Raw genomic sequence first — 25,429 nt, 5'->3', positions numbered from 1 at the left:
GCCGCTGCATCCGCCATATCAGGGCCCCTGAAGCATGAGGGCCGGAAACAAGGACAAGACGATGAACAAAGCCATGACCAAAACGCAACTGCTTGCCGCGATCTCGGACGCAATGGGTGCGGACAAGAAAACCGCAGCAGCCGCACTGGACGCCGTTGCGGCTGTCGTTGCACGCGAAGTTGCGGCTGGTGGTTCGGTGATGCTGCCGGGTCTGGGCAAGATGGCTTGCCGTGAGCGCCCCGAGCGTCAGGTTCGCAACCCGGCAACCGGCGAGACCGTGACCAAAGCCGCCGACAAGCAAGTGAAATTCGCCATCGCCAAGGCGCTGAAAGACAGCGTTAACGCTTGAATTCAGACTTCGGTTTGACTTGGAAAGGGTCGCCCTTTGGGCGGCCCTTTTGCTTTCATGACCCGCGCAATCCGGTGGGATTGGTCACACGACATAACGGGGCTAATCTTGCTGCCCCTGCCCAAGCGGCGGCTATAGCGATGCTTTGAATGCGGTGCGCTTTGCCTGCTCCGTCGCCAGTTCCGCCTCATCCCAATAACCAATCAGAACCCCGGATTCGAGGTTCAGATCATAGGCCTGCGCTGCCTTGTCCGAGGCGATGACTGCGGCATCTGACACCGTGGTTTGCGTGCGGGTGGTTCGGCTCCACTTCGCCAAAGCCTCGTACAGCCGGGCGCGGGTTTCGGTATGGGCGGGATCGGTGCCGAGATCGGTGAATTCCTGCGGATCGGTTGTCAGATCATACAGCATCGGTGCGAAGCCGTCGGCGTGGATATATTTGAACCGCCCGTCATAAACCATATAGAGCCGCGCATCAGGGACTGGGACGGCTAGGTTTACCCGCGCTAAATCAAAGGCATAGTCGTACTCACTGATCACCACCTTGCGCCACGAGGGACTTTCTGCGCGCAGTAAGGGCAGAAGGGAGCGACCTTCAAGGATATGTGGCAGGGGCGGGCCGCCAAAGGCTTCGACGAAGGTTGGGGCAAGGTCAATCATCTCAACCAAAGCATCCGAAACCGTGCCGCGGGTGGCATCGGCGGCGGGTGAGGGATCGGCGATGATCAGGGGCACTTTGACGGATGGGTTGTGAAACATGTATTTCTCACCCAGCCAATGATCGCCCAGATAATCGCCGTGATCTGAGGTGAACACCACCATCGTCTCCTCGGTCAGCCCCGCCTTGTCCATGAAGGCAAACAGGTGGCCCAACTGATCGTCGATCTGCTTGATCAGCCCCATATAGGCTGGAATCACGGTTTCGCGCGCGCCGGTCCGGTTGAAGACGGTGGAATAGCGTTCGGCCTGAAACGCCGCCAGCACCGGATGGGCCGATTGCCGCTCGGCCTCATCGCGCACCACAGGCAGCAGATCATCGGGGCTATACATGTCGTGATAGGGGGCGGGGACGATATAGGGCCAATGCGGTTTGATGTAGGACAGATGCAGGCACCACGGGCGGCCATCGGCCTGTGCTTCGGCCATGAATTGCATGGCGCGGCGGGTCATATAGGGCGTTTCGGCGTCGTCGTCGCGCACTTGGGCGGGCTTGTCGGCATGGGCATAAAGCCAGCCGTTTTGCAGCGTGCCATCCGCCGCCAAACCCGAGTTCGCCACATGCTCCCAAGGGTTTTTCGCCGCATAGCCTTGGCGGCGCAGATAGCTGTCATAGGCGGGGTCGGGGGAATAGGGGCCGTCGGGGTGCAGGCCGTCGTCGCGCTCATAGGGCTCAAAGCCACATTCGCTGATATGCACGCCGATCACCGACGCCGGATCAATGCCCAAGCGATCCATGCCATCCTCGTCCGCGACCATATGGGTCTTGCCGACGAGAACCGTGCGCACGCCCAACGGTTTCAGATGGTCGCCCAGCGTCAACTCACCCACCTTCAGCGGCACGCCGTTCTGCGTGCTGCCGTGGCTGCGCATATAGCGCCCGGTATAGGCGCACATCCGCGAGGGGCCGCAGATGGTGGATTGCACGAAGGTTTGCGTAAAGCGCACCCCGCGCGCGGCAAGGGCATCAATGTTGGGCGTGTGCAGATGTGGATGGCCGTAGCAAGACAGGTAATCCGCCCGCAACTGATCGCACATGATGAACAGGATGTTTTTGGCCATGATCTACTCCGCTGGCCGCTGGTCACGGTAGTGCCAGAACAGCCATTTCTTCTCCAATCGAAACACCCCGGCATTCACCAAAACCCCCGCCAACGAGATGAAAGCGATCCCCGCCAGCCCGGCATCAATGCGAAAATTCTCCTGACTGCGTTGCAAGTAAGTGCCGATGCCATTGGTCGATAGCAGCATTTCCGATGTCACCGACACCAGCAGGCTGGACGCAATCGCCAACCGCGCGCCCGTCGCGATCATCGGCAGGCTGGAGGGCCAGTCGATCAACCGCATCGTCTCCAGCCGCGACAGATGCAGCGATTTGGCCACGCGCGACAGCATCGGATTGATCGAATGTGACGCCTCATAGCTGTTCATCAGCAAGGGCACGGCGGCGGCATAGGCGATGATCACGATCTTCGCCCAATCCCCGGTGCCCGCAAACAACATCACCAAGGGGATGATCGCAGGTGGCGGCAGGGTCGCCAGCATATCCATCAGCGGCTCCAACACTTTACCCACCACCCGCACCCGGCCCAAGAAAATCCCCAGCGGAATCATCGTCACCACCGCCACCGCAAAGCCCGCCGAGGCGCGCCGCAGAGTGATGCCCAACTGGTGCAGGATCACCGGGTAGTTGTCCCAGATCGCAACCACCACCTTGCCCGGCCCCGGAAACAGCGGTGTTTTTTGCAGCAGCGCCGCGATTTGCCACAGAATGACTATGCCCAGCGGCACCAGCAGGCCCAGCAGGGCGATTCGCGTTTCTCGTTTCATTCCGGGCGCTCCATCATCTTGATGTGCCATCCGGTCAGACCCTGCCGCAGCAGATTAACCAAGCCGTTCAGCAAGACGCCATTCAGGCCGACCAGAAACATCAGGCCAAACACCTCGGGGGTGCGCAGCGCGAAGGCTTTCTTGAAGATCATAAAGCCAATGCCATCACGCCCCGCCAGCATTTCAGCCACGATCACCGCGATCAGGCTGATGGTCGCGGCATAGCGGATGCCGGTGAAAATCTCGGGCAAAGCGGCGGGCAGTTTCACTTGCCACAGCAGTTGCCAGTTGGTCAGCCCAAACATCCGGCCGGTGTTCAGTTGCACCGATCCGACCCCCGCCAAGGCAGCCACCCCGTTCAGATAGGGCGGCCAGATTGTGACGAGGATGATCACGAAGGCGTATAGCTTGGTCCCCAGCCCCAGCATGAACACCGCCATCGGCACGAAGGCGGCAGGCGGGATCGGTTGCAACACGTCCGATATATAGCGGATGCCGCGCGACAGCACGGGCGAGAGGTCAGAGATGATCGCCAGTGCCACGCCCAGCAGTGCGGCCCCGATCAGCCCAACCGTCGCGCGCCCAAAGGTCACCGCCCAAGCTGACAGCACCGTGCCGTCATTCAGCATCGCCCAGAACGCGGTCGCGATGGTGGGAATAGAGGGGAAGTATTTCTCGGGCACCACACCCAAAGCATAGACGAGCTGCCACGCTCCCAGCAGCAAGGCGGCGCAAATCGGCACCCGAAGCCGTTCGGCCCAAATTGCCCAGTTCATGCCAGCGCCTTCCCCTGTCGCATGCCGCGGATCAGCGCCATCACCTCGTGGCGCGCGTGCAGAAAGGCCGGGTCTTCACGGGTGGCCAACTGGTCGCGCGGCATCGGCAGGTCAACAATCACCTCGCGCACCACCTTTGTCGGGCGCGGCCCAAGCACCAGCACCCGGTTGGCCATATAGACGGCTTCCTCAACATCATGTGTCACCAGCACACAGGTTTGATTAAATCGCTTGGCCAGATCGAGCAGCAAATCCTGCATATCCGCCCGCGTCTGTGCATCGACTGCGGCCAAAGGCTCATCCAGCAACAACAGTTGCGACTGTGCCGCAATGCCGCGCGCAATCGCCACCCGTTGCTGCATCCCGCCCGACACCTGCCACGGATAATGCGCCTCAAACCCGCTTAACCCGACCGCCGCTAAAATCTCAACGGCGCGGGCGCGCTTTTCGGGGCCAGACAACTGCACCCGCCGCATCCCAAACAGCACGTTGTCGAGGTTGCTTTTCCACGGCAGCAGGCTGCGCGAATAATCTTGAAACACCACCGAAAGCCCAATCGGCGGTGCCGTCACCAGTTGCCCGTTAAAACGCACTTGCCCTTCGGAGGGGGCCAGCAGCCCCGCCAGACACATCAGCAAAGTGGTCTTGCCACAGCCCGAGGGCCCGACCAAAGACACGAATTCGCCCTTGGCAATCGACAGCTCCAACCCGTCAATGATCGGCATCCGCGCGGCACCGCTGCCGTAATGTTTGCCCACCGCGCTGGTGCTCAGAAGTGCTGTCATCGTGGCGTCCCCCAAAGCAAAGGCCGGGCCAATCGGCACCGCCCTGCAAGATCAATACTTCACTTCGGCCACGAAATCGGCGCCGTTCAGCGGGCCGGGCTGCATCCCGGTTGCGATCATCGCATCGAGAATCCGCTGCACATCGGCCCCGGTGATCGCCATGCTTTCCTTGACAATCGGTAGATTGAAGGCCTTGGCGGCTTCAGGTGTCAATTCCATGAATTGCACCGCAGCACCTTCGAGAGCGGCACGGTTGCCCAGCAATTCATGCCGCGCTTTGTCCATAACTTGGGCCACCTTCACCACGGCTTCACCGTTCGCAGCCAGCCAATCATCGCTGGCAAACAGCGCGTCATTCATCAAGGGCTGCGTCAGATCATGCAGCGTGCCTGCAGCGATCGTCACCGGGGCAAGCGCTGTATTGCCAGATATTGAGGAATAGAACGGGTTTATCGCGCAGGTTGCGTCGATATTGCCTTGCTCAAGTGCGGCTTCTTGTTCGGGGAAGGGCAGCACCACGGGTCGCACATCGTCAATCGTCAGCCCGGTGGCGGCAAGGTGATCGCACCACATCAATTCGCACAAGCCTCCATTGGCGTTGAAGGCGATTTTCTTGCCCTTTACTCCAGCCATATCTTTGATCCCCGACGCGCCCGAGGCCACCAGCCAAGTGTATTTCTTATCTGGGTCAACCTCTTGCGACAGTTGCAGGAACATCTTTATCGGCACACCGTTCAGCCGACCATTGATCGGCGGCACCGGAGACGAATAGCCGATATCGGCCTCGCCCGATGCAATCGCCGCCACCACCGCAGGACCGCCTTGCACGGCGATGAATTCGGGCGCGATCCCGGCTGCGGCGAAATAGCCCTTCTCCTGCGCGTAGAGTGCGGGAAGCATACTGTCGGCGAGGAAATAGGCGATACGCACCTTGGTGTCTTCTGCCGATGCTGCAATCGTGGACGCCAGTACGGTGGCAATGGCCACCCCGCTCAGTACTCCGCCCAGCACTGCACGCCGGATGAATTTTGCCATTTCCTTCTCCCTGTTTGTGTGGTTCACTGTGTAAACCGTTGGTTCAGATATCGTGCAGAGAAACCGGCTCTACGTCAACTGGGCAGATATTTTATTTAACACGTTAAAAGAGATAAGGATTCCATGACCATAGCTGTGAAACGTGCGCTGTCGCTGTTGGATCTGTTTTCCGAATCAGTCCCCGAGATCGGTCTGTCCGACGCCGCGCGGCTGTCGGGCCACGACAAGGCCACGGTACACCGCCTGCTGAACACTTTGCGGGAGGCAGGGTTGATCGAGCAAAATACGGGTAGCAAGTTGTATCGCCTTGGCCCCGCCGTGCTGCATCTGGCGCGGTTGCGGGAGGCGACGTTTCCGGTGATTGCCGTGGTGCAACCTATGCTGGATGCTTTGGCCGAGGAAACCGGCGAGACCGCGCATTGCTCACTTTACACCAACAATGCGCTGGCGGTGATCGCCACTACGGAAAGCAAAAGGGCCAATCGCGTCTCAATGCGCGGGTCTGAGACCTTGCCGTTTCATGCCACGGCCTCGGGGCTGGCGTTTCTGGCCTTTGCCGCGCCGGATGTGGTCGCACGGGCCATGGCGCTGCCGATGGTGGCGTTCACCCCCAACACCATGACCACGCAGGCAGAGTTGACAGCTGCCCTGACAGAGACGCGGCGCTTGGGTTACGCCAGTATCGACAAATCCTATGAAGGCGATGTTTGCGGCATCGGCTGCCCGATCTTTGGCTCTGACAAAGCAGCCGTTGGCGCGATTGCAGTGGCGACTCCCTGCCACCGCCTGACCGCTGAGTTACAGGCGGTGATCACGCGGGCTGTGCAATCTTCTGCGCGCGAGCTGACCCGCAAACTCGGCAATGCGCTGCCGATGTAGCGGCAGCGCATTGTTGGAAGATAACTGCGAAAGTTATGGCTGTGACTGGCCTCAGGCGGTTTTCGCCATCGCTGCGGCATCTGCAGCCAGCACCCGCAGCCGTGCTGGGCGTGCCATACAACGCGCCACCCAATCGCGGATCAACGGATCGTCGGGGGTGACATCTTTGAACCAAGCGTAGGGCGAATGGACAAGCAGATCGGCGGCGGAAAATGTATCACCCAGCAGCCACGGACCCTTCTGCAGCGCGCTGCGGATGCGGGCAGCAGCTTCGGGATGGCCTCGGAACGTGCGCGGGATGCCCGGATGGTCAAGGCCAAGTGCGTTCATCACCAAAACAGGCTCTAACACGCCCTGATACCAAGACAGCCACGTCAGATACTCGCCCCACAGCGGCGAACCGACGGGGGGTGCCAGCCCCGCTTCGGGGAACAGCGTGGTCAGATGCAGCATGATCGCGCCGCGTTCGGTGATCAGATGACCGTCGTGCAACAGCGCAGGGGCCTTGCCCTCGGGGTGCGGATTGGACGGATCGCGGCCGCCAGAGCCATCCATGCGCGGGATGTCGACAGGACGGATCTCGACCTTGTCGATGATGCCCATCTCATCAAGCAGGGTCACGATGGCGGATGAGCGCGAGTTCGGGGCGTGGAATAGGGTCAGCATGTTTCGTCTCCGTTGTGTTTTGCGATGGGCTCTTTATGCTAGAGGCCTACTGTCAGAAACCGTCAGGATGTTATGGCCAAGTCTGATCGCCTTTTCCGACTGCTGACTGCTCTGAGGATGTTGCCGCAGCCGGTGACGGCTGCGCGGCTGGCCGAGGAAATGGGTGTCTCGGCGCGGACGTTGTATCGTGACATCGACAGTTTGCGGGCGGGTGGCGCGCTGATCGACGGTGAGGCGGGAGTGGGCTATACGCTGACCGAAGACCCCGCGCTGCCACCGCAGATGTTCACACGGCTAGAGGTCGAGGCGCTGGTGCTCGGTCTGGCCGAGGTGCGGCAGATGGGCGATCCGGCGATGGCCAAGGCGGCGGAAGTGGCGATGGCGAAGATCGTCGCCACTCTGCCGGAACGGGTGCAGCGGCAAGCGGTGCATGCGGTATCACGCTCGATCAAGTTTCAAACCCGAACCGCGCCGCCCGCGCATGTGGCTTTGTTGCGCGAAGCCTCTTGGGCCGAGCAAGAGGTGGCGCTGAGCTATCTTGATGTGAATGGCACCCAGACGCAGCGGCAGATATGGCCGCTGTCGATTGTGTATTTTGATCAAGCGTTGATGTGTTTGGCATGGTGTTGCTTGCGGCAAGACTTCCGCCGCTTTCACCTCGACCGGATGCAGAATGTGGTGCCGACCGGCGCAAGCTTTCGCCCGCGCCGGGTGCCGATGTTGCGGGATTATATCGCCCAAGTCCGCGCCGTTGCGCCGCGTTTGGCCGAGGCAGTGCAGTGATCAGAGCGCCGCAAAGCCTGCGTCCAAGCTGGACAAGATCACCTGCACATCCGCCGAGGTGAGCACCAAGGGCGGCGACATGATGATATTGTTGCCAGACACCCGCACCATCGCGCCTTCTTGATAAGCGATCTGCTGCACCTTGCCGGGAATGGCTTTGTCGGCCGGCTTTTTCGTGGTCCGATCCGCGATCAGTTCCAGCGCGCACATCAAGCCATGCCCGCCGCGCACATCGCCGATTAATTCGTGCCTGGTTTGCAAATCCAGCAGACCCTGATGCAACTCAGCTCCGCGCGCGGCAGCGTTTTCCTTGACGTTCAGCTTTTGGGTTTCCGCCAAACACGCCAGTGCCGCTGCAGCACCCACCGGATGGCCGGAATAGGTGTAGCCGTGGCCGATGGCGGCTTTGCCGGTCTCATCAGATTCGAACACCTCTGCCACCCGCTCGGAAATCATCGTGGCGCCGAAGGGGAAATAGCCGTTGGTGATCGCTTTGGCGGTGCAGGCGAAATCCGGCTTCACCCCCCATAAGCGGCTGCCGGTCCAAGCCCCGGTGCGGCCAAAGGCGGTGATTACCTCATCCGCGATCAGCAGGATGCCATTTTTGCGGCAGATCGCCTCGACTCCCGGCATGAAGCTTTCATGCGGCAGGATTACCCCGCCCGCGCCAAGGATCGGTTCCATGATAAAGGCCGCGATGGTTGCGGCGCCCTGGAAGGCGATTTCGTCCTCCAGCGCGGCAAGGCACAGTTGGGCCAGTTTGGCCGGGTCGGTCTCATTGAACGGGTTGCGATAGGTGTAGGGGGCTGGAATATGGTGGCAGCCGGGCAACAGCGGTTCGTACATGGTGCGGAAGTTGGCGTTTCCATTCACCGATGCGCCGCCCATGTGGGTGCCGTGGTAGCCCTTTTTCAAGCTGAGGAATTTCACCCGGCCCTGATCGCCCCTGATCTTGTGATATTGTCGCGACAGCCGCAGCGCGGTTTCAACCGAGTCTGACCCACCTGAGGTAAAAAAGGCTCTGACAAGGCCATCAGGCTCGAAAAACTTGCGCAATTCCTCAGCCAGCTCAATCACACAATCGTTCGAGGTGCCCCGGAAGGTCGAATAATACGGCAGCCGCTCCATCTGCGCGGTGATCGCATCTTTCACCGGCTGGCAAGAGTAGCCGAGGTTGACGTTCCACAACCCACCGACGCCATCGACCGTCTCATGCCCGTCGATATCGGTGATCCGCACGCCTTTGCCGCCAACAATGATTGCAGGCGGGTTTTTCAGGCTGTCAGAGGGCGCGGTCATCGGATGCCACATGCTGCGGGCATTGTTGGCTTTCAGGTAGTTTTCGTCTTTCATCGGCTTTCCTTCCGTCAGGCGGCCAAGCGCCACAGTGTCGCGATATCGGCGGGCAAAGTGCCGCCCCAGAGTGTGGTGATCTCAGTGCCCGCTTGCAGCAGTGCGTAGCGGATCATGCGGCGCTGCGCCTCACCCATCCGGGTGCCAAGGGCAGCCACCGCCAGCGCGCCGCTGCACCGACCCAAAGCGTCAAACAGTGGCACCGCCATAGAATGAACATCCGATTCGTAGCCGCCCCGGCTTTCGGCATAGCCCAAACCCCGCACCTCAGCGATGCGGGCGCGCAGGGCGGCGGGGTTGGTCAGTGTCGTGCTGGTCAACTGCGCCAGCGGCTTTGCCAGCACCGCGTTGCGGAAGGCTTCCGGCTGAAATGCCAGCACCGCAAGACCAGACGAGGTGGCATGAAACGGCAGAGTCTCGGTATCTTCCAGCATGACCTTGGTGGCATGCGCCGCACTGTAGGCATGCGCCAGCGGGCGCAGGATATCGGCAATCAGCAGCGACAGATGTGCTGTCTCGCCAGTTTGCTGCGCCAGAGATTGCAGCACCGGCATCGCGGCATCGCGCGTTGGCACCTGAGCCTCGCGCAGCGCCGCCAGACGCAGGACGCTGGGGCCAAGCCGATATTCGCGACTGGTGCCGACCTGCTCGACGAAGCCATTTTCGCCAAGCTCGGTCAGCAGGCGAAAACAGGTGGCTTTGTTCAGATCGGCCAAACGCGCAATATCCGACAGCCCGATAAGTGGGCGCGCCTTGGTGAAGTAATCTAGCAATTCCAGTGCTTTAGAAACAGTACCCATTTTGCGTCCAACATTCTGATCCGACCCCGCAGGCCAGTTCTTTCATTTCAGTTGACAGAATGTCGCGGGTGCTGTCAAATGAAATCGAACCATCGGTTCAAATAACAAACCGAAAGCCACCGATGAACGGAGGCAGTCAACCGACAGGAAGGGAACGCGAATGAAAAATTCCGCACATCCGGGGGTGCAGCATGGCTGAGGCTGGCATTCCTTCAAACCAACTGAAGAAAAATTCGCTGGGCGTGGCGGCTGTGACGTTCATGGTGGTCTCGGCGGCGGCACCCTTGACCGGGGCTGCGGGTGGCATTCCGCTGTCAATGCTGCTCGGCAATGGCATCGGCATCCCCGGCACCTTCCTGATCGTGACGGCGATTTTGCTGATGTTTTCCGCCGGATATGTCGCGATGTCGCGGCATGTGAAGAACGCGGGCGCGTTTTATGCTTTCGCGGCGCAGGGTTTGGGCGGCCATGTCGGCGGCGCTGCGGCCTTGATCGCAATGCTGTCCTACAACGCCATGCAGATCGGGCTGATGGGCCTGTTCGGCTATGCCGCTGCAGGCACTTTCGCGCAGTTTGGCGTCGATCTGCCATGGTATTACTGGTCTTACGCCGCTATCGCCATCATCGCTGTGCTGGGCTATCGCCAAGTTGATCTATCGGCCAAAGTGCTGATGGTGCTGGTGTTTTTCGAGTTTGCCATCGTCGTGCTGCTGGATATCGTCATACTCGCCAAAGGCGGCGCGAGCGGTTTGAACTTTGCGCCCTTCATGCCCGAAAACATCTTCTCGGGCACTTGGTCGATTGGCATCCTGTATTCTTTCGCAGGGTTCATCGGGTTTGAGGCGACCACGATCTACTCGGAAGAAGCCCGCGACCCGCATATCACCGTGCCGCGCGCGACCTTCCTTTCGGTGCTGGCGATCGGGATTTTCTATTCGATCACCTCTTGGCTGATGGTGATGGGGATCGGCAATGACCAGCTGATGCCAACCTTGGGCGGCATGGACCCGACGATGTTCCTGTTCCAGCTGGGCAGCACCTATCTGGGCGATACCCTGTCGATGATCATGGGCATCTTGTTCGTAACCTCGGTTTTCGCCGCCCTGCTGGCCTTTCACAATGCCATCGCCCGCTACATCTTCGTCACTGGGCGCGAAGGTATCCTGCCCGCTGCGGTCGGCTTCACCCATGCGCAACACCTGTCACCGCATATCGGCTCGGTGATCCAGACCGTTCTGGCGCTGATCTTCGTGACCGTGTTCGTGGTCTACCAGCTTGATCCGGTGCTCAACCTGTTCTCGTGGTTGTCGCAGCTGGGCACGCTGGGCGTGTTGGGCCTGATGTCGCTGACTTCCTTTGCGGTGATCGCGTTTTTTGCAAAGGATGCGATGGGGGAGACCGCGCTTTCGACCAAGATCCTGCCGATCATCTCTGGCGCGATCATGGCCGTGCTGTTCGTGAAAATTTTCACCGACTTCGGCGCGCTGACTGGGGCAGAAGGCAATCTGTCGTGGATGCTGCCATCATTGGTGATCGTCGCGGCCATCGTCGGCATCTTGCTGGCCGCGAAACTGAAAGCTGCAGATCCGACAAAATTTGCCGATCTGGGCAAAACCAAAGTCTAATGCAAAACACAACGGGCGGCTGGCAACGGCCGCCTTTTTTCATGCCGCAGGAGTGCTTGATGGCCGCGCCAACCCAAAGTGATATCGACCGTCTCGCTGCCGTTGCGGTGTCTGCTGGCAAACTGCTGATTGATGGCAAATGGCTGGAGGGTGAGGCGGGGGAGACGGTGGTGCTCTCGCCGATCAATGGGCAAAAGCTGACCACAACCGCCGCCGCTTCTGTCGGGGATGTGGCGCGCGCGGTGGCTTCGGCACGGGCGAGCTTTGAGGCCGGTATCTGGTCGCGGATGCCGCCCGCTGGTCGCAAAGCCGTGCTGCACCGATTGGCCGATCTGATTGAGAAAAACAGTCTCGAACTGGCGGTTTTGGGGGTGCGCGACAATGGCACCGACATTGGCATGGCGCTGAAAGCCGAGCCGGGCAGTGCCGCTGGAACTTTCCACTATTATGCCGAGGCGATTGATAAGGTCTACGGCCAGATTGCCCCGACCGCTGACAACATTCTGGCGCTGATTCATCGTGAACCCGTTGGGGTGGTGGCGGCGATTGTGCCGTGGAATTTCCCGCTGATGATCGGTGCGTGGAAGATTGCGCCTGCATTGGCTGCGGGCAACTCGATTGTGCTGAAGCCTGCCGAAACTGCGTCTCTAACCTTGCTGAAACTGGCCGAATTGGCGCTGGAAGCTGGCGTTCCTCCGGGAGTGTTCAACGTCGTAACAGGGCCGGGGCGGGTGACGGGCGAGGCCCTAGCCCTGTCGATGGATGTCGATGTGATGGTGTTCACCGGATCGGGGCCGACCGGGCGGCGGTTGCTGGAATATTCGGCGCGCTCCAACCTGAAGCGCTGCTATCTCGAACTTGGCGGCAAAAGCCCGAACGTGATTTTTGCTGATGCGCCTGATCTGCCTGCTGCTGCCAAAGCTGCGGCGACGGCGATTTTCCGCAATGCGGGACAGGTCTGCGTGGCGGGCTCGCGGCTGTTGGTTGAGGCTTCGGTGCATAATGAATTCGTCTCTATGTTGGCTGTTAGTGCTGAAAAAATGCGGATCGGCAATCCGCTGAACCTTGCCACCCAGATCGGTGCCGTGAACTCCGACGTGCAGTTGCAGGGCAACCTTGGTTTCGTCACCGATGCCGTGAAGGAAGGCGGCGAGATCGTTCTAGGGGGCAAGCGCACGCTGCTGGAAACTGGCGGCTATTACATGGAGCCGACTGTGGTGACTGGTGTGCGTCCAGAGCACCGCCTGTACCGGGAGGAAGTTTTCGGCCCGATTCTTGCAGTTACGCCGTTCAAGGACGAATCCGAAGCGCTGCGGCTGGCGAATTCCAGCGATTTCGGACTGGCTTCGGGGGTATGGACCTCAAACCTCAGCCGCGCGCATCGGATGGTGCGCGGCATTCGCGCTGGGGTGGTGCATGTGAACACTTATGGCGGGTCTGATAACTCCGTGCCGTTGGGTGGGGTGAAGCAGTCTGGCAATGGCCACGACAAGAGCCTGCACGCGCTGGACAAGTATACCGATCTGAAAACCGCGTGGATTCAGCTCTAATAGGGACTGTTTTGGGGAAATCATGGGCAATCGCATCCTGATCGTCGGCACATATGACACCAAAGACGACGAGCTGACCTATCTGGCCGAGGTGATCCGAAAGCAGGGCGGTGAAGCTTTGACGATGGATGTCTCAGTGCTGGGCAACCCCAAAGCGGCGACGGATTGGTCGAAGCACGATGTGGTGGCCGAGGCGGGCACGACGATTGAGGCGATCATCACGGCTGAGGATGAAAACGTCGCGATGCAGGCGATGGCGCACGGGGCTGCGACCTTGGCGGGGCGGCTCTATCGCGAGGTGCGGTTTGATGGGGTGTTGGTGTTGGGCGGGTCGATGGGCACCGATCTGGCGCTGGATCTGTGTGCGGCGTTACCGCTCGGGGTGCCAAAATACGTGGTCTCAACCGTCAGTTTCAGCCCAATGATCCCGCCCGCGCGATTGGCGGCGGATATTCAGATGATCTTGTGGGCGGGGGGGCTCTATGGGTTGAATTCGGTTTGCAAGGCCTCGCTGTCTCAGGCGGCCGGAGCAGTGTTGGGGGCGGCGCGGGCGGTGGAGCAACCTGCAGCAAAGAAGCCGCTGATCGGGATGACTGGGTTCGGCAAGACGGTGCTGCGCTACATGGTGGCTCTCAAACCGGCACTAGAGGCGCGGGGGTTTGAGGTGGCGGTGTTTCACGCGACTGGAATGGGCGGGCGGGCGTTTGAGAGTTTGGCCGCCGATGGGGCGTTTGCGGCGGTGATGGATTTCGCGCCGCAAGAGGTGGCGAACCATCTGTTTGGCTCGGCAATCTCGGCGGGCGCGGATCGGATGACCCATGCGGGGCGGGCGGGAATCCCGCAGATGGTGTCGATTGGCTGCTATGATCTGATTGACTTCGTGGCGTGGCAGCCCTTGCCGGATCAGTTCAAGGACACCCCGGCGCATGCCCACAATCGGCTGCTGACCTCGGTGGTTCAGACCACGGATCAGCGGCGGCTGGTGGCGCGGGAAATCTGTGGCAAGCTGGCCGGGGCTGCGGGGCCGGTGGTGTTTTTCTTGCCCACCCGGGGCGGGCATGAATGGGATCGGCCGGGGGCTCCGTTGGAGGATGCAGCGGGGTTGGCGGCGTTTTGTGAGGAGATGCGGGCGGCCTGCCCGGCGAATGTGGACCTGCTGGAATTGGACGCCCATATCAATGATCCGGCGTTCTCCGACGCGGTTTTGGCGCGGTTTGATGACTGGGTGGCGGCGGGGGTCGTCAAGGGTTGAAGGTGTGTCCATGCGTGGACAGGAGCGCAAATTTATATAAATCAATAGCTTAGATATGCGTCGTTCATTGTTTGTTAAGAAGTGCGCGCGGCGGCCCCAACCTGAAATGTCGCATTTTACAGCTTTGCCAGCAGAGCCAAAAGCTGCGTCACTTCACGCGTGGTCAGTGCATCGGTGGTCTTCGCCGAGACCTCGAAAGCGGTGGGAATGGCGGCCAGCACGAAGGCCTCACCCGCCGCTGTCAAAGACACATCCAGCCGCCGCAGATCGCTGGTCGAGGCTTGGGTCTGCACAAAACCCTTCTTGCGCAGGCGGGTGACGACGCCGTTGGTGGTGGCGGCATCCATCGCGACCAAACGGCCCAGATGGTTTTGCGACATCACGCCAAGCTGGTGCAGTTTGACCAAGGTGGCGAACTGGGTGGGGGTCACGTCCGACAGGGCGGCTGCGAAAATTTCCAAATGGCGCTGGTTGGCAAGGCGCAGCAGGAAGCCGATTTGATCCTCGAGCACATAGGTGCCGGGGTCGGGAGAGTTTGTGTCTTGGGCCGCTTCGCTCACGCTGTGTCTCCACTGTGCCGGGTCGTTTTCAGACGCCGTTGCAAGTGCATAACCGGATGGGGGCGGGTGGTCTAGGGTTTCGACGCGGCGTCAAGCGCCTGTTGCAGCGCGGCTTCGGGCAGGCTGTCGGCAATATACCAACTGAGCGTATCGTAGAGGCCAAGGAAAGAGGTTCGGCTGTTGTCGATGAGGCTCTGTGCCTGCGGTTTTGTCATCGGCAGGTTCGCGCAGAGCACAGCCAGTAAGACGGCTTCGGCGCGGGAGTCGGTGAGGAGTTTATTGGCGGAGGTCGTGGTGAGCAGGGGGATTGGCAGCTTGGGTTGGTGGTAGCCTTGCACTTGGGCGGTGAGGCGGATGTCGCGGCTGGAGGCGGCGACCTCGATGAGGAAGGCGTCACCGCGCAGCACGAAACGGCCTTCGGTTGGGTCGAAATGGCTGAAATCGCGGGGGGTGAGGGCGAGGGTTAGGGTGCCCGTCTCGCCGGGGTTCAGCGCGATTTTGCCGAAGGCTTTGAGTTCTCGTAGGGGGCGGCGCCCATCAGGGTTTAGCGGACGGATGTAGAGTTGGACGATCTCTTTGCCGGCGCGGTGTCCGATGTTGGTGAGAGTGATTTGAGCGGTAATAGAGCCTGTTGGGGTGATGTTATCATCCGATAGCGTGAGGCTGTCGTAGCGGAATGTTGTGTAGCTGAGGCCGTGGCCGAACGGGAACAGCGGGGCAATCTCGCGGGCGTCATAGGCTCGGTAGCCCACAAAGATGCCCTCGGAATAGGTGTGGTGCAGGCCTTCGGGCGGATAGCTGAGGTGGCCCGGGATGTCGGCGCTTTTTTGCGGGAAAGTGGTGGTGAGTTTGCCGCAAGGGTTGGCCTCGCCGAACAGCACGCGGGCGAGGGCCGCGCCACCGCCTTGGCCGGGGTAGAAGCAGGCGAGGATGGCGGCGGCGTCACCGGCCCAAGGCATTTCCACGGCATCGGGCGAGGTGAGAGCGACGATGATGCGGTGGGATTGGGCGAGGCTGGCGATTAGGGCGTCTTGGTCGGGGGCGAGAGATAGCGATTGGCGGTCTGCGCCTTCGCCGTCGCTGCTGCTGTGGTGGGTGGCGAAGATCAGGATAGCGTCGGGGTTGTGGGTTGCGATTTCTTCGAGGGTGGCGGTGAAGGGAAGGTGGGTTGTGGTGGCGAGGCGCGCGCGGATTTCGTCGAGCGGAATGTCAACGCGGGTGGGGCGAGTGGAGGCGGAACCAGAGCCTTGGATGGTGGGATTGGTGGCGCCTTCACCGATTATTAACAGGCGGAAATTAGCCTTGGGCAGCGGCAAGGTACCGTCATTTTGTAGAAGGACGAGGGATTCGGTGGCGATGTTTTGGGCGAGTTGATGGTGGGCGGTCGGGTTGTTTGGCGGGGCAGCGTTGGCGGTTTGGATGCGGTTTAGCAGCAGGAGCATCCGGGCTGTCGATTGGTCTAGGGCTGCCATTGGGACGCTGCCGTTTGTGATCGCTGCACGCAGGGCTTCGCGGCGGCGGGGGCTTTCGGGCATGTCCAGATCGGTGCCAGCCAGCAGCGAGGCGGGGCGGTCTTTGATGGCGTGCCAGTCGGAAATCACAAGGCCATCGTAGCCCCAGTCTTGGCGCAAAACTTGGGTCAGCAGCCAAGGGTTTTCGGCGGATTGGGTGCCGTTGAGCGGGTTATAGGCGCTCATCACCGTCCACGGGTTGCAGCGGGCGATGGCGCGTTCAAAGGCGTAGAGATAGATCTCGCGCAGGGCGCGTTCACTGACATCCGAGCTGATGTTGGTGCGGTCGATTTCCGAGTTGTTACAGGCGAAATGTTTGAGCGACGCGCCGATGCCGTGGTCTTGCAGGCCGCTGATCATCGCGGCGGCGAGGTCGGCGGTGAGGATAGGGTCTTCGGAATAATATTCAAAGGCGCGGCCCGCGAATGGGGTACGGCGCAGATTGATGCCGGGGCCGAGCAGCAGATGCACGCCAGCGGCCCGGCATTCGGACGCAAGCGCCGTGCCCATCTGATAGGCTAGATCTTTGTCCCAAGAACAGGCGGACAGGTTGGCGTTGGGAAAGCAGGTGGCGGGCAAAGTGGTGCCGAACATGCCGTCTTTGGCGACGTTCAGGAATTGCGTCAGTGTGTCGGCCCCAGCGTCGATTTGAGTGGTAGAATAGCGCAGGCCATAGGCGCCGTCGGTCATGATGATGGAGGGGATATTGGCGTGGGGTATGGGCTGGCTGCGCCAGAGGCCGCGGCCGTGGAGCAGGGTGATTTTCTCGTAAGTGGTCAGATCGGCGGGGGTCAGCGCGGCCATGCGGCGAGGATCTCGAAGGTGGTGGCCAGTTCGACTTGGTTGGGCAGGCGGCGGGCGATGATGTTGAGGGTGGCTTCGTGGGCGGCTTGGTCGGAGCTGGTGACGGCGTCGGTGGCGAGGATGACACGCAGGCCAAGGTCAACGACGGAGAGCAGGCTGGCGTAGATGCAGGCATCGGTTTCGGCGCCGGAGAGGATCAGGGTGTCGGTTTGATCTAGGTGTGGTTGGATGGCGGGGAAGATCGAGTAGGTGGTTTTGTCGAAGATTTGGACAGGCTGGGCGATTTGCTTGAGCGGTTGGATAAGGTCGAGGATTGCGGCGTCTAGGCCTGTGACCTGCGGGTAGGCTTGGTAGAGGTTTTGCCAGCGGCCCATGGCGGCTTGCGGATTGGGTGGGGTGATGAAGCGGGAATAACGGGTGTTCTCGGCGGTGGTTTGGCAGAGGGTCACCACGTTGGGCAAGATGTCGGCTATGCTGGGCACATGCCAGCCGTGCGGTTCGGCGAACAGGCGTTGCAGGTCGATGACTATGTGTTTTGTGTGGGGCGAGATGGGGGGCAGCATCAGTTTTGCACGGGGATGGAATGGGCGGGGGACCAGTGCAGGGTGATGCTGTCGCCCTCGCGCATCAGGGTGCCGTCGCGGTTGGCTTGGAACAGTTTCAGGCGGGTGCCATCGGGGGTTTGCAGCAGGTAGGATAGGGCGGGGCCTGCGTAAATGACGGTGAGGATTTTTGCGGCGACGTGGTTGGTGGCACCTTCGAGCGGGGTGGGAGACATTTTCTCGGGGCGGATGGCGAGGGTGGCTTTTTGCCCGTTGGCGTGCAGAGTCGCGGTGGTTTGGATCAGCGTGCCATCGGGCAGACGGACGCCGCCTGCTTCGACCACTCCGGTCAGGAAGTTGGAATCCCCTAGAAATTCGGCGGCGAAGCGGGTTTGGGGGTTTTCGTAGATGTCTTCCGGTGCGCCGGATTGCACGATGCGGCCTTTGTCGAGGATGGCGATGCGGTCGGAGAGGGTTAGCGCCTCTTCTTGGTCGTGGGTCACGAAGATCGTCGTCAGGCCGGTTTGGCGTTGGATGCGCAGCAACTCAACCTGCATTTCTTGGCGCAGGCGGCGGTCCAGGGCTGATAGGGGTTCATCGAGCAGCAGGACGGAGGGTTTGATCACCATGGCGCGGGCGAGGGCGACGCGTTGTTGTTGGCCACCCGACAGGTTTTTCGGCATCCGGTCGCCGAAATCCGAGAGGTGGACCATATCCAAAGCCTCGGCGACGGCCTTTTGGGCTTCCGCGCCCTTGATGCCGCGCCGTTCCAGCCCGAAGGCGACGTTGCGGGCGACGGTCATGTGGGGGAACAGGGCGTAGGATTGGAACATCATGCCGATGTTGCGGCCCCAGACCGGGATGCCGGTGACGTCCTTTTCGCCGATTGTCACCTCACCTTGGTCGGGGGCCACGAAGCCCGCGATGATGCGTAGCAGGGTGGTTTTGCCGGAACCGGAAGGGCCTAAAAGGCTGGTGAAGGTGCCCTGCGGGAACACTGCGTCAATGTCGTGCAGCACGGGGATGGTGCCGAAGCTTTTGGCGACGTTTTGGACGGATACGGTTGTCACTTGGGGGCTCCGGGTTTGGCAAAACGGGCGAAGATCAGGATTGCCGTCATCGAGCCGAGCAAAAGCAGGGTCGAGATGGCGTTGATCTCGGGCGTGAAACCCTTGCGGATCGCGGAATAGATTTGCACCGGCAGGGTGGTGTAGCCGGGCGAGGACAGGAAATACGAGATCACGAATTGATCCAGCGAGACGGCGAATGCGAACAAAGCCGCGCCGAGGATCGAGGGGAACAGCAGCGGCAGTGTGATCGCGAAGAAGGCGTGGATCGGGGTTGAGCCGAGCGACATCGCAGCTTCTTCCAGATCGGCGCGTACAGATTTCATACCGGTGCCGACCACCAAGACCACATAGGGCACGGCGAGGGCAACGTGGCCGATGATCAGCGCGTGCATACCGCGCCCAATGCCTGTCCAGAAGAAGAAGATCAGCATGGCGGTGCCGGTGATCAGCCACGGGATCGCGATGGGGGGCAGAAGCAGCAGTTGCAGCAGGTTGCGGCCCCTGAAGGTGCGGCGTGACAAAGCAAGGGCCGCGAGGGTGCCGATGGATGTGGCGACCACGGCGGTGATCACGGCGAGGACGATGGAGTTGAAGCCGGAGGTGAGTAGCTCGGTGTTTGTTGAGAGGGCGGAGTACCAGCGGGTCGAGAATTTGAAGGGCAACTCGTAAAGCTCGGATTCATTGAAGCCCATCGCCATCAGCACGACTATGGGGGTGTAGAGGAAGATCAGGATCAGCCCGAGGAAAATTTGGCCTAAGCGGGTCATGCGGTGCCTCCGGTGCCACGGCGCAAGACGCCCGAGAAAGTGGCGAAGATTGCCATGGTGACGGCAAGAAGCGTGAAGGACAAAGATGCGCCGAGCGGCCAGTTGAAGGCTTGGGTGAACTGGTCTTCGATGACGGTGCCCATGGTGACGCCAACTTTGCCGCCCAGAATGCGGGGTTCCATGAAGGAACCGATGACGGGCACGAAGGTAAGGACCGCGCCGGAAATCAGGCCGGGGGCGGCGAGCGGGATCAGGATTTTGGTCAGGATCACCCACCAGCGCGCGCCAAGGCTTTGAGCGGCTTCTATAATCGCGTCGTCGATGGTGACGAGGGCGATGTAGCAGGTGAGGATCATATAGGGCAGATAGCCATGGACAAGCCCGATCACGATGGCCTCGCGGCTGTAGAGGATGGCGATGGAGCCAGCGGCGGGGGCAATCCAGTGCCAGATATTGTCGAGGAAACCGTTCTCGCGCAGCACCATCGTCCATGAGAACACCCGGACAAGGCCGTTGGTCCAGAATGGCAGCAGGATCAGGATCAGCAGGGTTTCGCGGCGCGCGCCATGGGTGCAGCGCACCAAAGCGAGGGCGGCAAGAAAGCCTAAAATGGCGCAGGCGAGGGTGGTCCACAGGCCCATCAGCAGCGTGTTGGTGGCGATTTTGATCAGGTAGGGCTGGTCGATGAAGGCGCGGTAATGGCGCAGGGTGAATTCAATCGGGGCTTTGCCCATCGGGGTTTTGTTCATAAAGCTGAACAGGAACATCGTGAGCAGTGGCAGGAAGACGGCGATGGTCAGCCAACCGTAGGCGGGCAGCAACAGGGCGGTGGTGGACACCCATTGCGGCAGGATGCGCGCCCCTTTCGAGGCGCGCTGTGGGGTTGCCTTATTCGGCATAGAAGGCTTTCACTTCTTGCCACAGGTTGTTGAAAGCCTCGCGGCGTTCGTCCGGCATCGCCGACATGACGTTTTTGCTCACCATGTATTCCGGCTTGTGGACTTGGGCAGAAAGGTCATCGGCGGGCAGAGCAGCGAGGGCTTTGGCGTTGGCGGAAGCGGGTGCGCCGACTTTGGTGGCCCATTCGACGTAGAATTTCGGGTCAATCATCCAGTCGATGAAGGCAGCAGCGCCCTCGGGGTTTGGCGCATCTGTGGCCATCGCAAGGCCGTCGACCCAGACGATTGCGCCTTCGGTTGGCACGATGAAATCGACGGGCAGTTTGGCGTTGCGTTTGGAGCGGACAGCGCCGCCGGACCAGAACACCGAGACGTCGAATTCATTGGCGGCGAAGGATTTGTTCCATTGGTCTTCGGACGACCACAGCATTTTGACATTGGGTTTCAGCGATTTCAGCGCCTCGGTGATGGCAGGTAGGTCTTGCGGATCGTTGATATCCTGCCCGGTCATCAAAGCGCCCATGGCGACGGCGATCATCGCATCGTCGTCCATCGCGAAGCGGTCGGCATAGGCGGGGGCGGCGAGGTCTTTGTAGCTGGCGATGGCAATACCCTCACGCGCAGCAATTGAGGTCATCCCCCAAACCCACGGCACCGCATAGCCTTTGCCGTCGATGGTGAAGTTCGGGTTGGCGAGAAGGTCGGGGTTCACGTCGGCGGCGTTCGGGACTTTGGACAGATCCGCAGGCTCGATCAGGCCTTCGGTGGCGGCGGTCGAGACGCGGGCGGAGTTCAGCAGGACCACATCATAAGCGCCGGGATTGGTGCGCATTTTGGTCAGGCTTTCGGCCTCGGACGAGAAGTAATCATGGACGACTTCGATGCCCGTGGCTTTCTGGAAGGCTTCCAACGACCAAGCCTCATCGGTGCCGTAGCCTTTCCAGTTCAGTACGGTGATTTTGCCACCAGCGGCGCGGGCGGGCAAAGCGGTGGATGCGCCTACTGCAGCGATGGCGGCAGACAGCAGCCGCAGCGTGTCGCGTCTTGAGAAATTCGACATATCAGACCTCCGTTAGGCCCGATTGCTGGGCCGTTGTTATGGTGAACCGTCGCTGGGCTGACGGCAAGCAGGCTTGGGGCGCGGCGGCATGGCTGGGCCTCCGGCAAATGCTGGTTTTCGATGGATTGGTGGGCTTTTGGCCCGGTTCTCCCTGCCAACAAGCCATTCTCCCGACGGCAATTATTTGTTGGCGTACATACTGTTATTTTGCCGGAAGCTTCTGTCAAATCTTTTTTGCAGGGTTTGGAAGCGGCTGGTTTAGTTCGGAAATATCACGTCGAGTTTTGCGCCCTGGTCTGCGGGGGTGATGTCAAAGGTGAACCCGCCGTAGATTGGGAGGCTGCGAATCACCTCGCCGTTGAGGTGGGCGAGGAGGGGGGGCTCGGGTGTTTGGCGGTGGAGGGTCAGTCGGCCTGCGGTGGTGACGTGGTGCAGGGTGGCGGTGATGCGGCTGGGGTGCAGGTGTAGGTTTGTCAGGGTGCCGGGGAAGGTGAAGGAGAGGGCGGGTTGGGTGTTGATCGTGGCGGTGAGGGTGGCGTCTTCGACCGTGACGGAAAGCGGGCCGAAGGGGGAAACCATCGGGCCGCATTGGGTGGGTTGGGCGGTGTTGGTGAGGGTGAGGCCCGCCCATGGGTCGAAGTCGATCAGTTCCGAGACGGCCATCAGCGGCAGCAATCCGGCCCAGATGTAGAACGGGTCGGTGTCGCCTTGGTCCATCGCCTCGCCCGTGGTGGCGTTGTAGTTTTCGGCGGCGATGCGGTTTGTACGCCAGTTTTGCAGGAACAGGTTTAGGCTCTGTTCGGCCAAGAGGGTGGCTTCGGGGTAGTGGCCGGTGCGGCGCAGAGCGAGCCAGACGAGGTAGTTGACGTTCGGCCAGATGCGGCCGCGCCAGTAGACGTTATCGAGATATGCGGGGGCGTCACGGGTGGCGTTGGGCAGAGGGTATTTACCTGCGAAGGTTGTGGGGTTCGACAGGTGGCGGAGAAGATGAGTGGTTTGCTCGGCGGTGGCTGCGTTACAGAGGAGGGGGTAGAAGCTGGTAGGGGAAAGCGATTTGACGAAAGCGCCGTGGCGTTGGCGGTTGGCGAAAATTTGGCGGGTTTCGTCCCAAAGATGGGTTTGGATCAGGGCGCGGTGGGTCGTCGCGAGGGTTTCGAATTCGGCGGCCTCATTGGGGCGGCTCAGGGCTGAGGCTATCAGGCTGAGCATTTCGGCGTCTAGGGCTATGACGCAGTTCAGGCCGAGATCCCATGTCGAGAGGCTGCGGGTTTCGGGGTCGTAGATCGCCTCGTCATGGGTGGCGGAGTTGTCCATTCCGGTTTCGTTTCGCGCGCCAAAGGCGGTACCTTTGTATAGCGCTTCGCCCACGTCAGAGCTGCCGCAGGAGATCAGGCCTGTGCCATCGGGGTCGCGCATTTCGCGCCACCAGCGTTGGTTGCGGGCCATTGCGGGGTAGCATTGCTCTAGAATCGAACGCTCGCCAGAGCGTTGGTAGAGTTGCCATGCGATCAGGCTGCCAAGTGGCGGTTGGCTGCGATCGACCCATGTGTCGCGTGAGGTCGAGATGCAGGCGAAGTTACCTTGGGGAGTGGCGGCGGAGAGGGCGGTGGCGAGGTTTTCGCGCGCAAGTTCGGTGTCAAAGATGCCTGCTAATAGGGCGGCGTAGGTTTGGTCGTTGTGCCAGACGGCGAAGGTGCCGAGGTTCCAGATGCGGGTGACGGCGGTGTAGGGGCGGTTGTTGGTGGCATCCCAGATGGTGTTCCAGCCGACGATGTCGCGGATGGCTGACAGGGATTCGGCGTGAGGTGTGGTGGCGTCGGGGCTGGGTTGTTGGGCTGCAAGCGCGGCTTTCGCGGCAGCGATGGCCAGCGGGGCGCTGTCGGCCACGGCGGCGGCGTAGGTGCCGGAGCGCATCATTTCGAGGTTAAAGCGGAGGGCGAGGACGGGGGCGGTGGTGGCGCGGCTGTCGCGGGTGAAATAGCCGTTTTCGGCGTAATCGGCGCAGAGGGCGTCCAGGGATTCGTGGCCGGTGACTTGCACCGGAGGGTGTTCGGTGGCGATGGCGGTGAAGCGGTCGCCGGATTGCAGCAGGGTGACGTTTTGGGCGGGATCGAAGCTGGCTTGGGTGCCGTCTTCGGCGGAGATGGCGATGTTGACCCAGAAGCGCAGGCCCCATTCGGCGGTTTTGGGCGCTGTCCATTTGGTGCGGAAGGTAAAGGGGTTAGGCTTTGTGGTGGCGAAGGCGAGGGTCGTTCCGGCGAGGTCGGCTTCGAACTCGATGATTGAGCCGTCGATGCTGTGGCGGCCAAGCCGGAGGGTGTCGTTGCGCGGTTCCAGTTTGATGCATTGGCGCAGGCGGGACGAATACAGCAGCGGGGTGACGCGGATGCCGAGGGGGAGGAACACCATCTCGCCGGGGCGGTCGGACCAAGAGTTCCACGCGCGGGCGGTCGAGACGGTGGTGTGTTTCAGCATGGTGTTCCCCTTGGTTCGCGGCAGCTAAACAGAAGCGGGGGTGGTGGGCTAGTGCCCAGAGCCAGCGCTGGGCGCGGGTTGACGCTCCACCGAGGGGATGCGCCAAGCGGGGGGCGTGTTGCGGCTGCGTTGGCTGGTGATGGCACCGTCGATGATGGTCATGCCAATGCCGGGCAGGTTGCCGAATTGGATAGATTCGAGGATGGTTTTGCCGGGGGTGTGCTGGGCTTGATCCATCAGAACGAAATCGGCGCAGAAGCCTTTTTCGATCATGCCGGTGTCTAGGTTGCGCTGGCGGGTGGTGTTGCCGGTGCCAAAGCAGAACGCCAATTCGGCGGGCATATTGCCGAGGCTGGACAGCATCGCGATCATCCGCAGGATGCCGAGGGGTTGCACGCCTGATCCGGCGGGGCCATCGGTGCCGAGGATGATGCGGTCGAGCTCTTTCAACTCACGCGCTGTGTTCAGGGTCAGCAGGGCGGCGCGTTCGTTGCCATTGTGAACGATTTCCAGCCCGGCTTTGCAGCTTTCACAAATGCAGATGATCTGATCGTCGGGCAGCGCCGAGTGGCCGCCGTTGATATGGCCGATCACGTCGGTGCCGGTTTCCAGCACCATATCGGCGTCGATCAGGCCCGAGCCGGGAATCGACGGGCCGCCGGTGTGGATGGTGCTTTGGATGCCATATTTGCGCGCCCAGTTGACCATTTGCTGCGCGGTTTTGCCATCTTTAACGGTGCCGAGACCAACCTCGCCCAGCAGTTTGACGCCTGCATCGGCAAGGTCTTTGAAGTCTTGCTCAACCATGCCGTGTTCGATGACCGGCGCGCCTGCCATGACTTTGACACCCGAGGGGCGGAAGTTTTCATACCAGCGCTGGGCGGCAATCGCCATCGCCTTGAGGCCGATAACGTCACGCGGGCGGCCGGGCATGTGGACTTCTCCGGCCGAAATCAGCGTGGTGACGCCGCCGTGCAGGGTGGAGTCGATCCAATGCAACTGCTGTTGGCGCGGGGTGTAATCGCCGATCACCGGATGCACATGGCTGTCGATCAGGCCGGGGGTGAGGGTGGCACCATTGGCGTTGATCAGGGTGGTGGCGTGTTCGGTGTCGAGATCGGCCTCGCGCCCCCAAGCGGTGATCTTGCCGTTCTCGGCGATCAGGCAATCGGCGTCGAGGATGGGTTGCTCCATCCGGCCCGACAGCATCAAGCCGATATTGCGGATCACCAGTTTTGTGGGTTGGTCGGACATTTTGGCCTCCTAATTTATTCGTAGGCTAACATGTTTATTGAGGCGATCAAGGGGGATGGTGAGGTGGGTGCAAGATAGCGTTTGACA

23 protein-coding genes are annotated in these 25,429 nt (G+C 61.0%); 6 read left to right on the top strand and 17 right to left on the bottom strand.

The genetic code is table 11. From position 1 onward, the window contains the following. Nucleotides 1–61 precede the first annotated feature (61 nt). Nucleotides 62–349, top strand: a complete 288-nt coding sequence (locus tag AKV04_RS06110; RefSeq protein ID WP_054005549.1) for an HU family DNA-binding protein — start codon at nucleotides 62–64, stop codon at nucleotides 347–349. A gap of 132 nt (nucleotides 350–481) precedes the next feature. Here the strand turns inward: AKV04_RS06110 and AKV04_RS06105 are convergent, their stop codons facing one another. Genes AKV04_RS06105 through AKV04_RS06085 form a run of 5 tightly spaced genes read right to left on the bottom strand, consistent with a single transcriptional unit; the run spans nucleotide 482 to nucleotide 5,492 of the window. Beyond that, complete coding sequence (locus tag AKV04_RS06105) at nucleotides 482–2,128, bottom strand: sulfatase-like hydrolase/transferase (RefSeq protein WP_054005548.1); 1,647 nt, start codon at nucleotides 2,126–2,128, stop codon at nucleotides 482–484. Nucleotides 2,129–2,131: 3 nt separating this feature from the next. Then, nucleotides 2,132–2,896: an ABC transporter permease gene (locus tag AKV04_RS06100; protein WP_054005547.1), complete on the bottom strand. Its 765-nt coding sequence runs from the start codon at nucleotides 2,894–2,896 to the stop codon at nucleotides 2,132–2,134. Then, nucleotides 2,893–3,672 carry an ABC transporter permease gene (locus tag AKV04_RS06095; protein ID WP_054005546.1) on the bottom strand — a complete coding sequence of 260 codons (780 nt, stop codon included), beginning with the start codon at nucleotides 3,670–3,672 and terminating at the stop codon, nucleotides 2,893–2,895. Before AKV04_RS06095 ends, AKV04_RS06100 begins: the two co-directional genes overlap by 4 nt. Next, nucleotides 3,669–4,457, bottom strand: a complete 789-nt coding sequence (locus AKV04_RS06090; RefSeq protein ID WP_054005608.1) for an ABC transporter ATP-binding protein — start codon at nucleotides 4,455–4,457, stop codon at nucleotides 3,669–3,671. The genes AKV04_RS06095 and AKV04_RS06090 overlap by 4 nt, the downstream gene beginning before the upstream one ends. Nucleotides 4,458–4,508: 51 nt before the next feature. Beyond that, complete coding sequence (locus AKV04_RS06085; protein ID WP_054005545.1) at nucleotides 4,509–5,492, bottom strand: ABC transporter substrate-binding protein; 984 nt, start codon at nucleotides 5,490–5,492, stop codon at nucleotides 4,509–4,511. Between the two features lie 123 nt (nucleotides 5,493–5,615). Here AKV04_RS06085 and AKV04_RS06080 point away from each other — a divergent pair, with 123 nt between their 5' ends. After that, on the top strand, nucleotides 5,616–6,371 hold the full coding sequence (locus tag AKV04_RS06080; RefSeq protein ID WP_054005544.1) for an IclR family transcriptional regulator: 756 nt from the start codon (nucleotides 5,616–5,618) through the stop codon (nucleotides 6,369–6,371). Between the two features lie 51 nt (nucleotides 6,372–6,422). On the opposite strand, the gene AKV04_RS06075 is transcribed toward AKV04_RS06080, so the two are convergent. Continuing rightward, nucleotides 6,423–7,037 (bottom strand): glutathione S-transferase family protein, encoded by a 615-nt coding sequence (locus AKV04_RS06075; RefSeq protein WP_054005543.1) that lies wholly within the window; start codon nucleotides 7,035–7,037, stop codon nucleotides 6,423–6,425. A 72-nt stretch (nucleotides 7,038–7,109) separates the two neighbouring features. On the opposite strand from AKV04_RS06075, the gene AKV04_RS06070 reads away from it, so the two are divergent. Further along, nucleotides 7,110–7,820 (top strand): helix-turn-helix transcriptional regulator, encoded by a 711-nt coding sequence (locus tag AKV04_RS06070; protein ID WP_054005542.1) that lies wholly within the window; start codon nucleotides 7,110–7,112, stop codon nucleotides 7,818–7,820. On the opposite strand, the gene AKV04_RS06065 is transcribed toward AKV04_RS06070, so the two are convergent. Together AKV04_RS06065 and AKV04_RS06060 are read right to left on the bottom strand one after the other, a co-directional pair. Beyond that, the gene (locus tag AKV04_RS06065) at nucleotides 7,821–9,173 is read right to left on the bottom strand and encodes an aminotransferase class III-fold pyridoxal phosphate-dependent enzyme (protein ID WP_054005607.1); all 1,353 of its coding nucleotides are present in this window, start codon (nucleotides 9,171–9,173) and stop codon (nucleotides 7,821–7,823) included. It lies immediately after the preceding gene. A 14-nt stretch (nucleotides 9,174–9,187) separates the two neighbouring features. Beyond that, the gene (locus tag AKV04_RS06060; RefSeq protein WP_054005541.1) at nucleotides 9,188–9,973 is read right to left on the bottom strand and encodes an IclR family transcriptional regulator; all 786 of its coding nucleotides are present in this window, start codon (nucleotides 9,971–9,973) and stop codon (nucleotides 9,188–9,190) included. Between the two features lie 191 nt (nucleotides 9,974–10,164). Here AKV04_RS06060 and AKV04_RS06055 point away from each other — a divergent pair, with 191 nt between their 5' ends. From AKV04_RS06055 to AKV04_RS06045, 3 genes are read left to right on the top strand one after another with little or no spacing between them, the layout of a single operon-like run. Continuing rightward, a complete protein-coding gene (locus AKV04_RS06055; protein WP_054005540.1) occupies nucleotides 10,165–11,598 on the top strand; it encodes an APC family permease in 1,434 nt (477 codons plus the stop codon). A 59-nt stretch (nucleotides 11,599–11,657) separates the two neighbouring features. Then, the gene (locus AKV04_RS06050; protein ID WP_054005606.1) at nucleotides 11,658–13,148 is read left to right on the top strand and encodes an aldehyde dehydrogenase family protein; all 1,491 of its coding nucleotides are present in this window, start codon (nucleotides 11,658–11,660) and stop codon (nucleotides 13,146–13,148) included. 22 nt (nucleotides 13,149–13,170) lie between these two features. Continuing rightward, entirely contained in the window at nucleotides 13,171–14,400 is a 1,230-nt protein-coding gene (locus AKV04_RS06045; RefSeq protein ID WP_202905573.1) for a Tm-1-like ATP-binding domain-containing protein, read from the top strand. A gap of 116 nt (nucleotides 14,401–14,516) precedes the next feature. On the opposite strand, the gene AKV04_RS06040 is transcribed toward AKV04_RS06045, so the two are convergent. From AKV04_RS06040 to AKV04_RS06000, 9 genes are all read right to left on the bottom strand, one after another. Further along, nucleotides 14,517–14,960: a MarR family winged helix-turn-helix transcriptional regulator gene (locus AKV04_RS06040; protein WP_054005538.1), complete on the bottom strand. Its 444-nt coding sequence runs from the start codon at nucleotides 14,958–14,960 to the stop codon at nucleotides 14,517–14,519. Nucleotides 14,961–15,031: 71 nt separating this feature from the next. Next, nucleotides 15,032–17,275 carry a beta-glucosidase gene (locus AKV04_RS06035; protein WP_054005537.1) on the bottom strand — a complete coding sequence of 748 codons (2,244 nt, stop codon included), beginning with the start codon at nucleotides 17,273–17,275 and terminating at the stop codon, nucleotides 15,032–15,034. After that, nucleotides 17,263–17,838, bottom strand: coding sequence for a cysteine hydrolase family protein (locus AKV04_RS06030; protein WP_054005536.1), 576 nt, complete (start codon nucleotides 17,836–17,838; stop codon nucleotides 17,263–17,265). The genes AKV04_RS06035 and AKV04_RS06030 overlap by 13 nt, the downstream gene beginning before the upstream one ends. Next, nucleotides 17,838–18,887 carry an ABC transporter ATP-binding protein gene (locus AKV04_RS06025; RefSeq protein ID WP_054005535.1) on the bottom strand — a complete coding sequence of 350 codons (1,050 nt, stop codon included), beginning with the start codon at nucleotides 18,885–18,887 and terminating at the stop codon, nucleotides 17,838–17,840. Before AKV04_RS06025 ends, AKV04_RS06030 begins: the two co-directional genes overlap by 1 nt. Further along, complete coding sequence (locus AKV04_RS06020; RefSeq protein WP_054005534.1) at nucleotides 18,884–19,654, bottom strand: ABC transporter permease; 771 nt, start codon at nucleotides 19,652–19,654, stop codon at nucleotides 18,884–18,886. Before AKV04_RS06020 ends, AKV04_RS06025 begins: the two co-directional genes overlap by 4 nt. Next, nucleotides 19,651–20,553 carry an ABC transporter permease gene (locus AKV04_RS06015; protein ID WP_054005533.1) on the bottom strand — a complete coding sequence of 301 codons (903 nt, stop codon included), beginning with the start codon at nucleotides 20,551–20,553 and terminating at the stop codon, nucleotides 19,651–19,653. The genes AKV04_RS06020 and AKV04_RS06015 overlap by 4 nt, the downstream gene beginning before the upstream one ends. After that, nucleotides 20,543–21,613, bottom strand: a complete 1,071-nt coding sequence (locus AKV04_RS06010) for an ABC transporter substrate-binding protein (RefSeq protein ID WP_054005532.1) — start codon at nucleotides 21,611–21,613, stop codon at nucleotides 20,543–20,545. The genes AKV04_RS06015 and AKV04_RS06010 overlap by 11 nt, the downstream gene beginning before the upstream one ends. A gap of 258 nt (nucleotides 21,614–21,871) precedes the next feature. Then, a complete protein-coding gene (locus AKV04_RS27510; RefSeq protein WP_054005531.1) occupies nucleotides 21,872–24,088 on the bottom strand; it encodes an MGH1-like glycoside hydrolase domain-containing protein in 2,217 nt (738 codons plus the stop codon). Between the two features lie 48 nt (nucleotides 24,089–24,136). After that, nucleotides 24,137–25,342: an amidohydrolase family protein gene (locus AKV04_RS06000; protein ID WP_054005530.1), complete on the bottom strand. Its 1,206-nt coding sequence runs from the start codon at nucleotides 25,340–25,342 to the stop codon at nucleotides 24,137–24,139. Nucleotides 25,343–25,429: the final 87 nt, after the last annotated feature.

Origin of the sequence: Cypionkella psychrotolerans (genome assembly GCF_001294535.1) — a bacterium.
Taxonomy (GTDB): domain Bacteria; phylum Pseudomonadota; class Alphaproteobacteria; order Rhodobacterales; family Rhodobacteraceae; genus Cypionkella; species Cypionkella psychrotolerans.
This window is presented reverse-complemented; position numbering and strand designations above follow the sequence as displayed.

Excerpts from the sequence above, each read along its gene's own strand:
- AKV04_RS06110 (WP_054005549.1), top strand. The coding sequence starts at position 62 with ATGAACAAAGCCATGACCAAAACGCAACTGCTTGCCGCGATCTCGGAC.
- AKV04_RS06105 (WP_054005548.1), bottom strand. The coding sequence starts at position 2,128 with ATGGCCAAAAACATCCTGTTCATCATGTGCGATCAGTTGCGGGCGGAT.
- AKV04_RS06100 (WP_054005547.1), bottom strand. The coding sequence starts at position 2,896 with ATGAAACGAGAAACGCGAATCGCCCTGCTGGGCCTGCTGGTGCCGCTG.
- AKV04_RS06095 (WP_054005546.1), bottom strand. The coding sequence starts at position 3,672 with ATGAACTGGGCAATTTGGGCCGAACGGCTTCGGGTGCCGATTTGCGCC.
- AKV04_RS06090 (WP_054005608.1), bottom strand. The coding sequence starts at position 4,457 with ATGACAGCACTTCTGAGCACCAGCGCGGTGGGCAAACATTACGGCAGC.
- AKV04_RS06085 (WP_054005545.1), bottom strand. The coding sequence starts at position 5,492 with ATGGCAAAATTCATCCGGCGTGCAGTGCTGGGCGGAGTACTGAGCGGG.
- AKV04_RS06080 (WP_054005544.1), top strand. The coding sequence starts at position 5,616 with ATGACCATAGCTGTGAAACGTGCGCTGTCGCTGTTGGATCTGTTTTCC.
- AKV04_RS06075 (WP_054005543.1), bottom strand. The coding sequence starts at position 7,037 with ATGCTGACCCTATTCCACGCCCCGAACTCGCGCTCATCCGCCATCGTG.
- AKV04_RS06070 (WP_054005542.1), top strand. The coding sequence starts at position 7,110 with ATGGCCAAGTCTGATCGCCTTTTCCGACTGCTGACTGCTCTGAGGATG.
- AKV04_RS06065 (WP_054005607.1), bottom strand. The coding sequence starts at position 9,173 with ATGAAAGACGAAAACTACCTGAAAGCCAACAATGCCCGCAGCATGTGG.
- AKV04_RS06060 (WP_054005541.1), bottom strand. The coding sequence starts at position 9,973 with ATGGGTACTGTTTCTAAAGCACTGGAATTGCTAGATTACTTCACCAAG.
- AKV04_RS06055 (WP_054005540.1), top strand. The coding sequence starts at position 10,165 with ATGGCTGAGGCTGGCATTCCTTCAAACCAACTGAAGAAAAATTCGCTG.
- AKV04_RS06050 (WP_054005606.1), top strand. The coding sequence starts at position 11,658 with ATGGCCGCGCCAACCCAAAGTGATATCGACCGTCTCGCTGCCGTTGCG.
- AKV04_RS06045 (WP_202905573.1), top strand. The coding sequence starts at position 13,171 with ATGGGCAATCGCATCCTGATCGTCGGCACATATGACACCAAAGACGAC.
- AKV04_RS06035 (WP_054005537.1), bottom strand. The coding sequence starts at position 17,275 with ATGGCCGCGCTGACCCCCGCCGATCTGACCACTTACGAGAAAATCACC.
- AKV04_RS06030 (WP_054005536.1), bottom strand. The coding sequence starts at position 17,838 with ATGCTGCCCCCCATCTCGCCCCACACAAAACACATAGTCATCGACCTG.
- AKV04_RS06020 (WP_054005534.1), bottom strand. The coding sequence starts at position 19,654 with ATGACCCGCTTAGGCCAAATTTTCCTCGGGCTGATCCTGATCTTCCTC.
- AKV04_RS06015 (WP_054005533.1), bottom strand. The coding sequence starts at position 20,553 with ATGCCGAATAAGGCAACCCCACAGCGCGCCTCGAAAGGGGCGCGCATC.
- AKV04_RS06010 (WP_054005532.1), bottom strand. The coding sequence starts at position 21,613 with ATGTCGAATTTCTCAAGACGCGACACGCTGCGGCTGCTGTCTGCCGCC.
- AKV04_RS27510 (WP_054005531.1), bottom strand. The coding sequence starts at position 24,088 with ATGCTGAAACACACCACCGTCTCGACCGCCCGCGCGTGGAACTCTTGG.
- AKV04_RS06000 (WP_054005530.1), bottom strand. The coding sequence starts at position 25,342 with ATGTCCGACCAACCCACAAAACTGGTGATCCGCAATATCGGCTTGATG.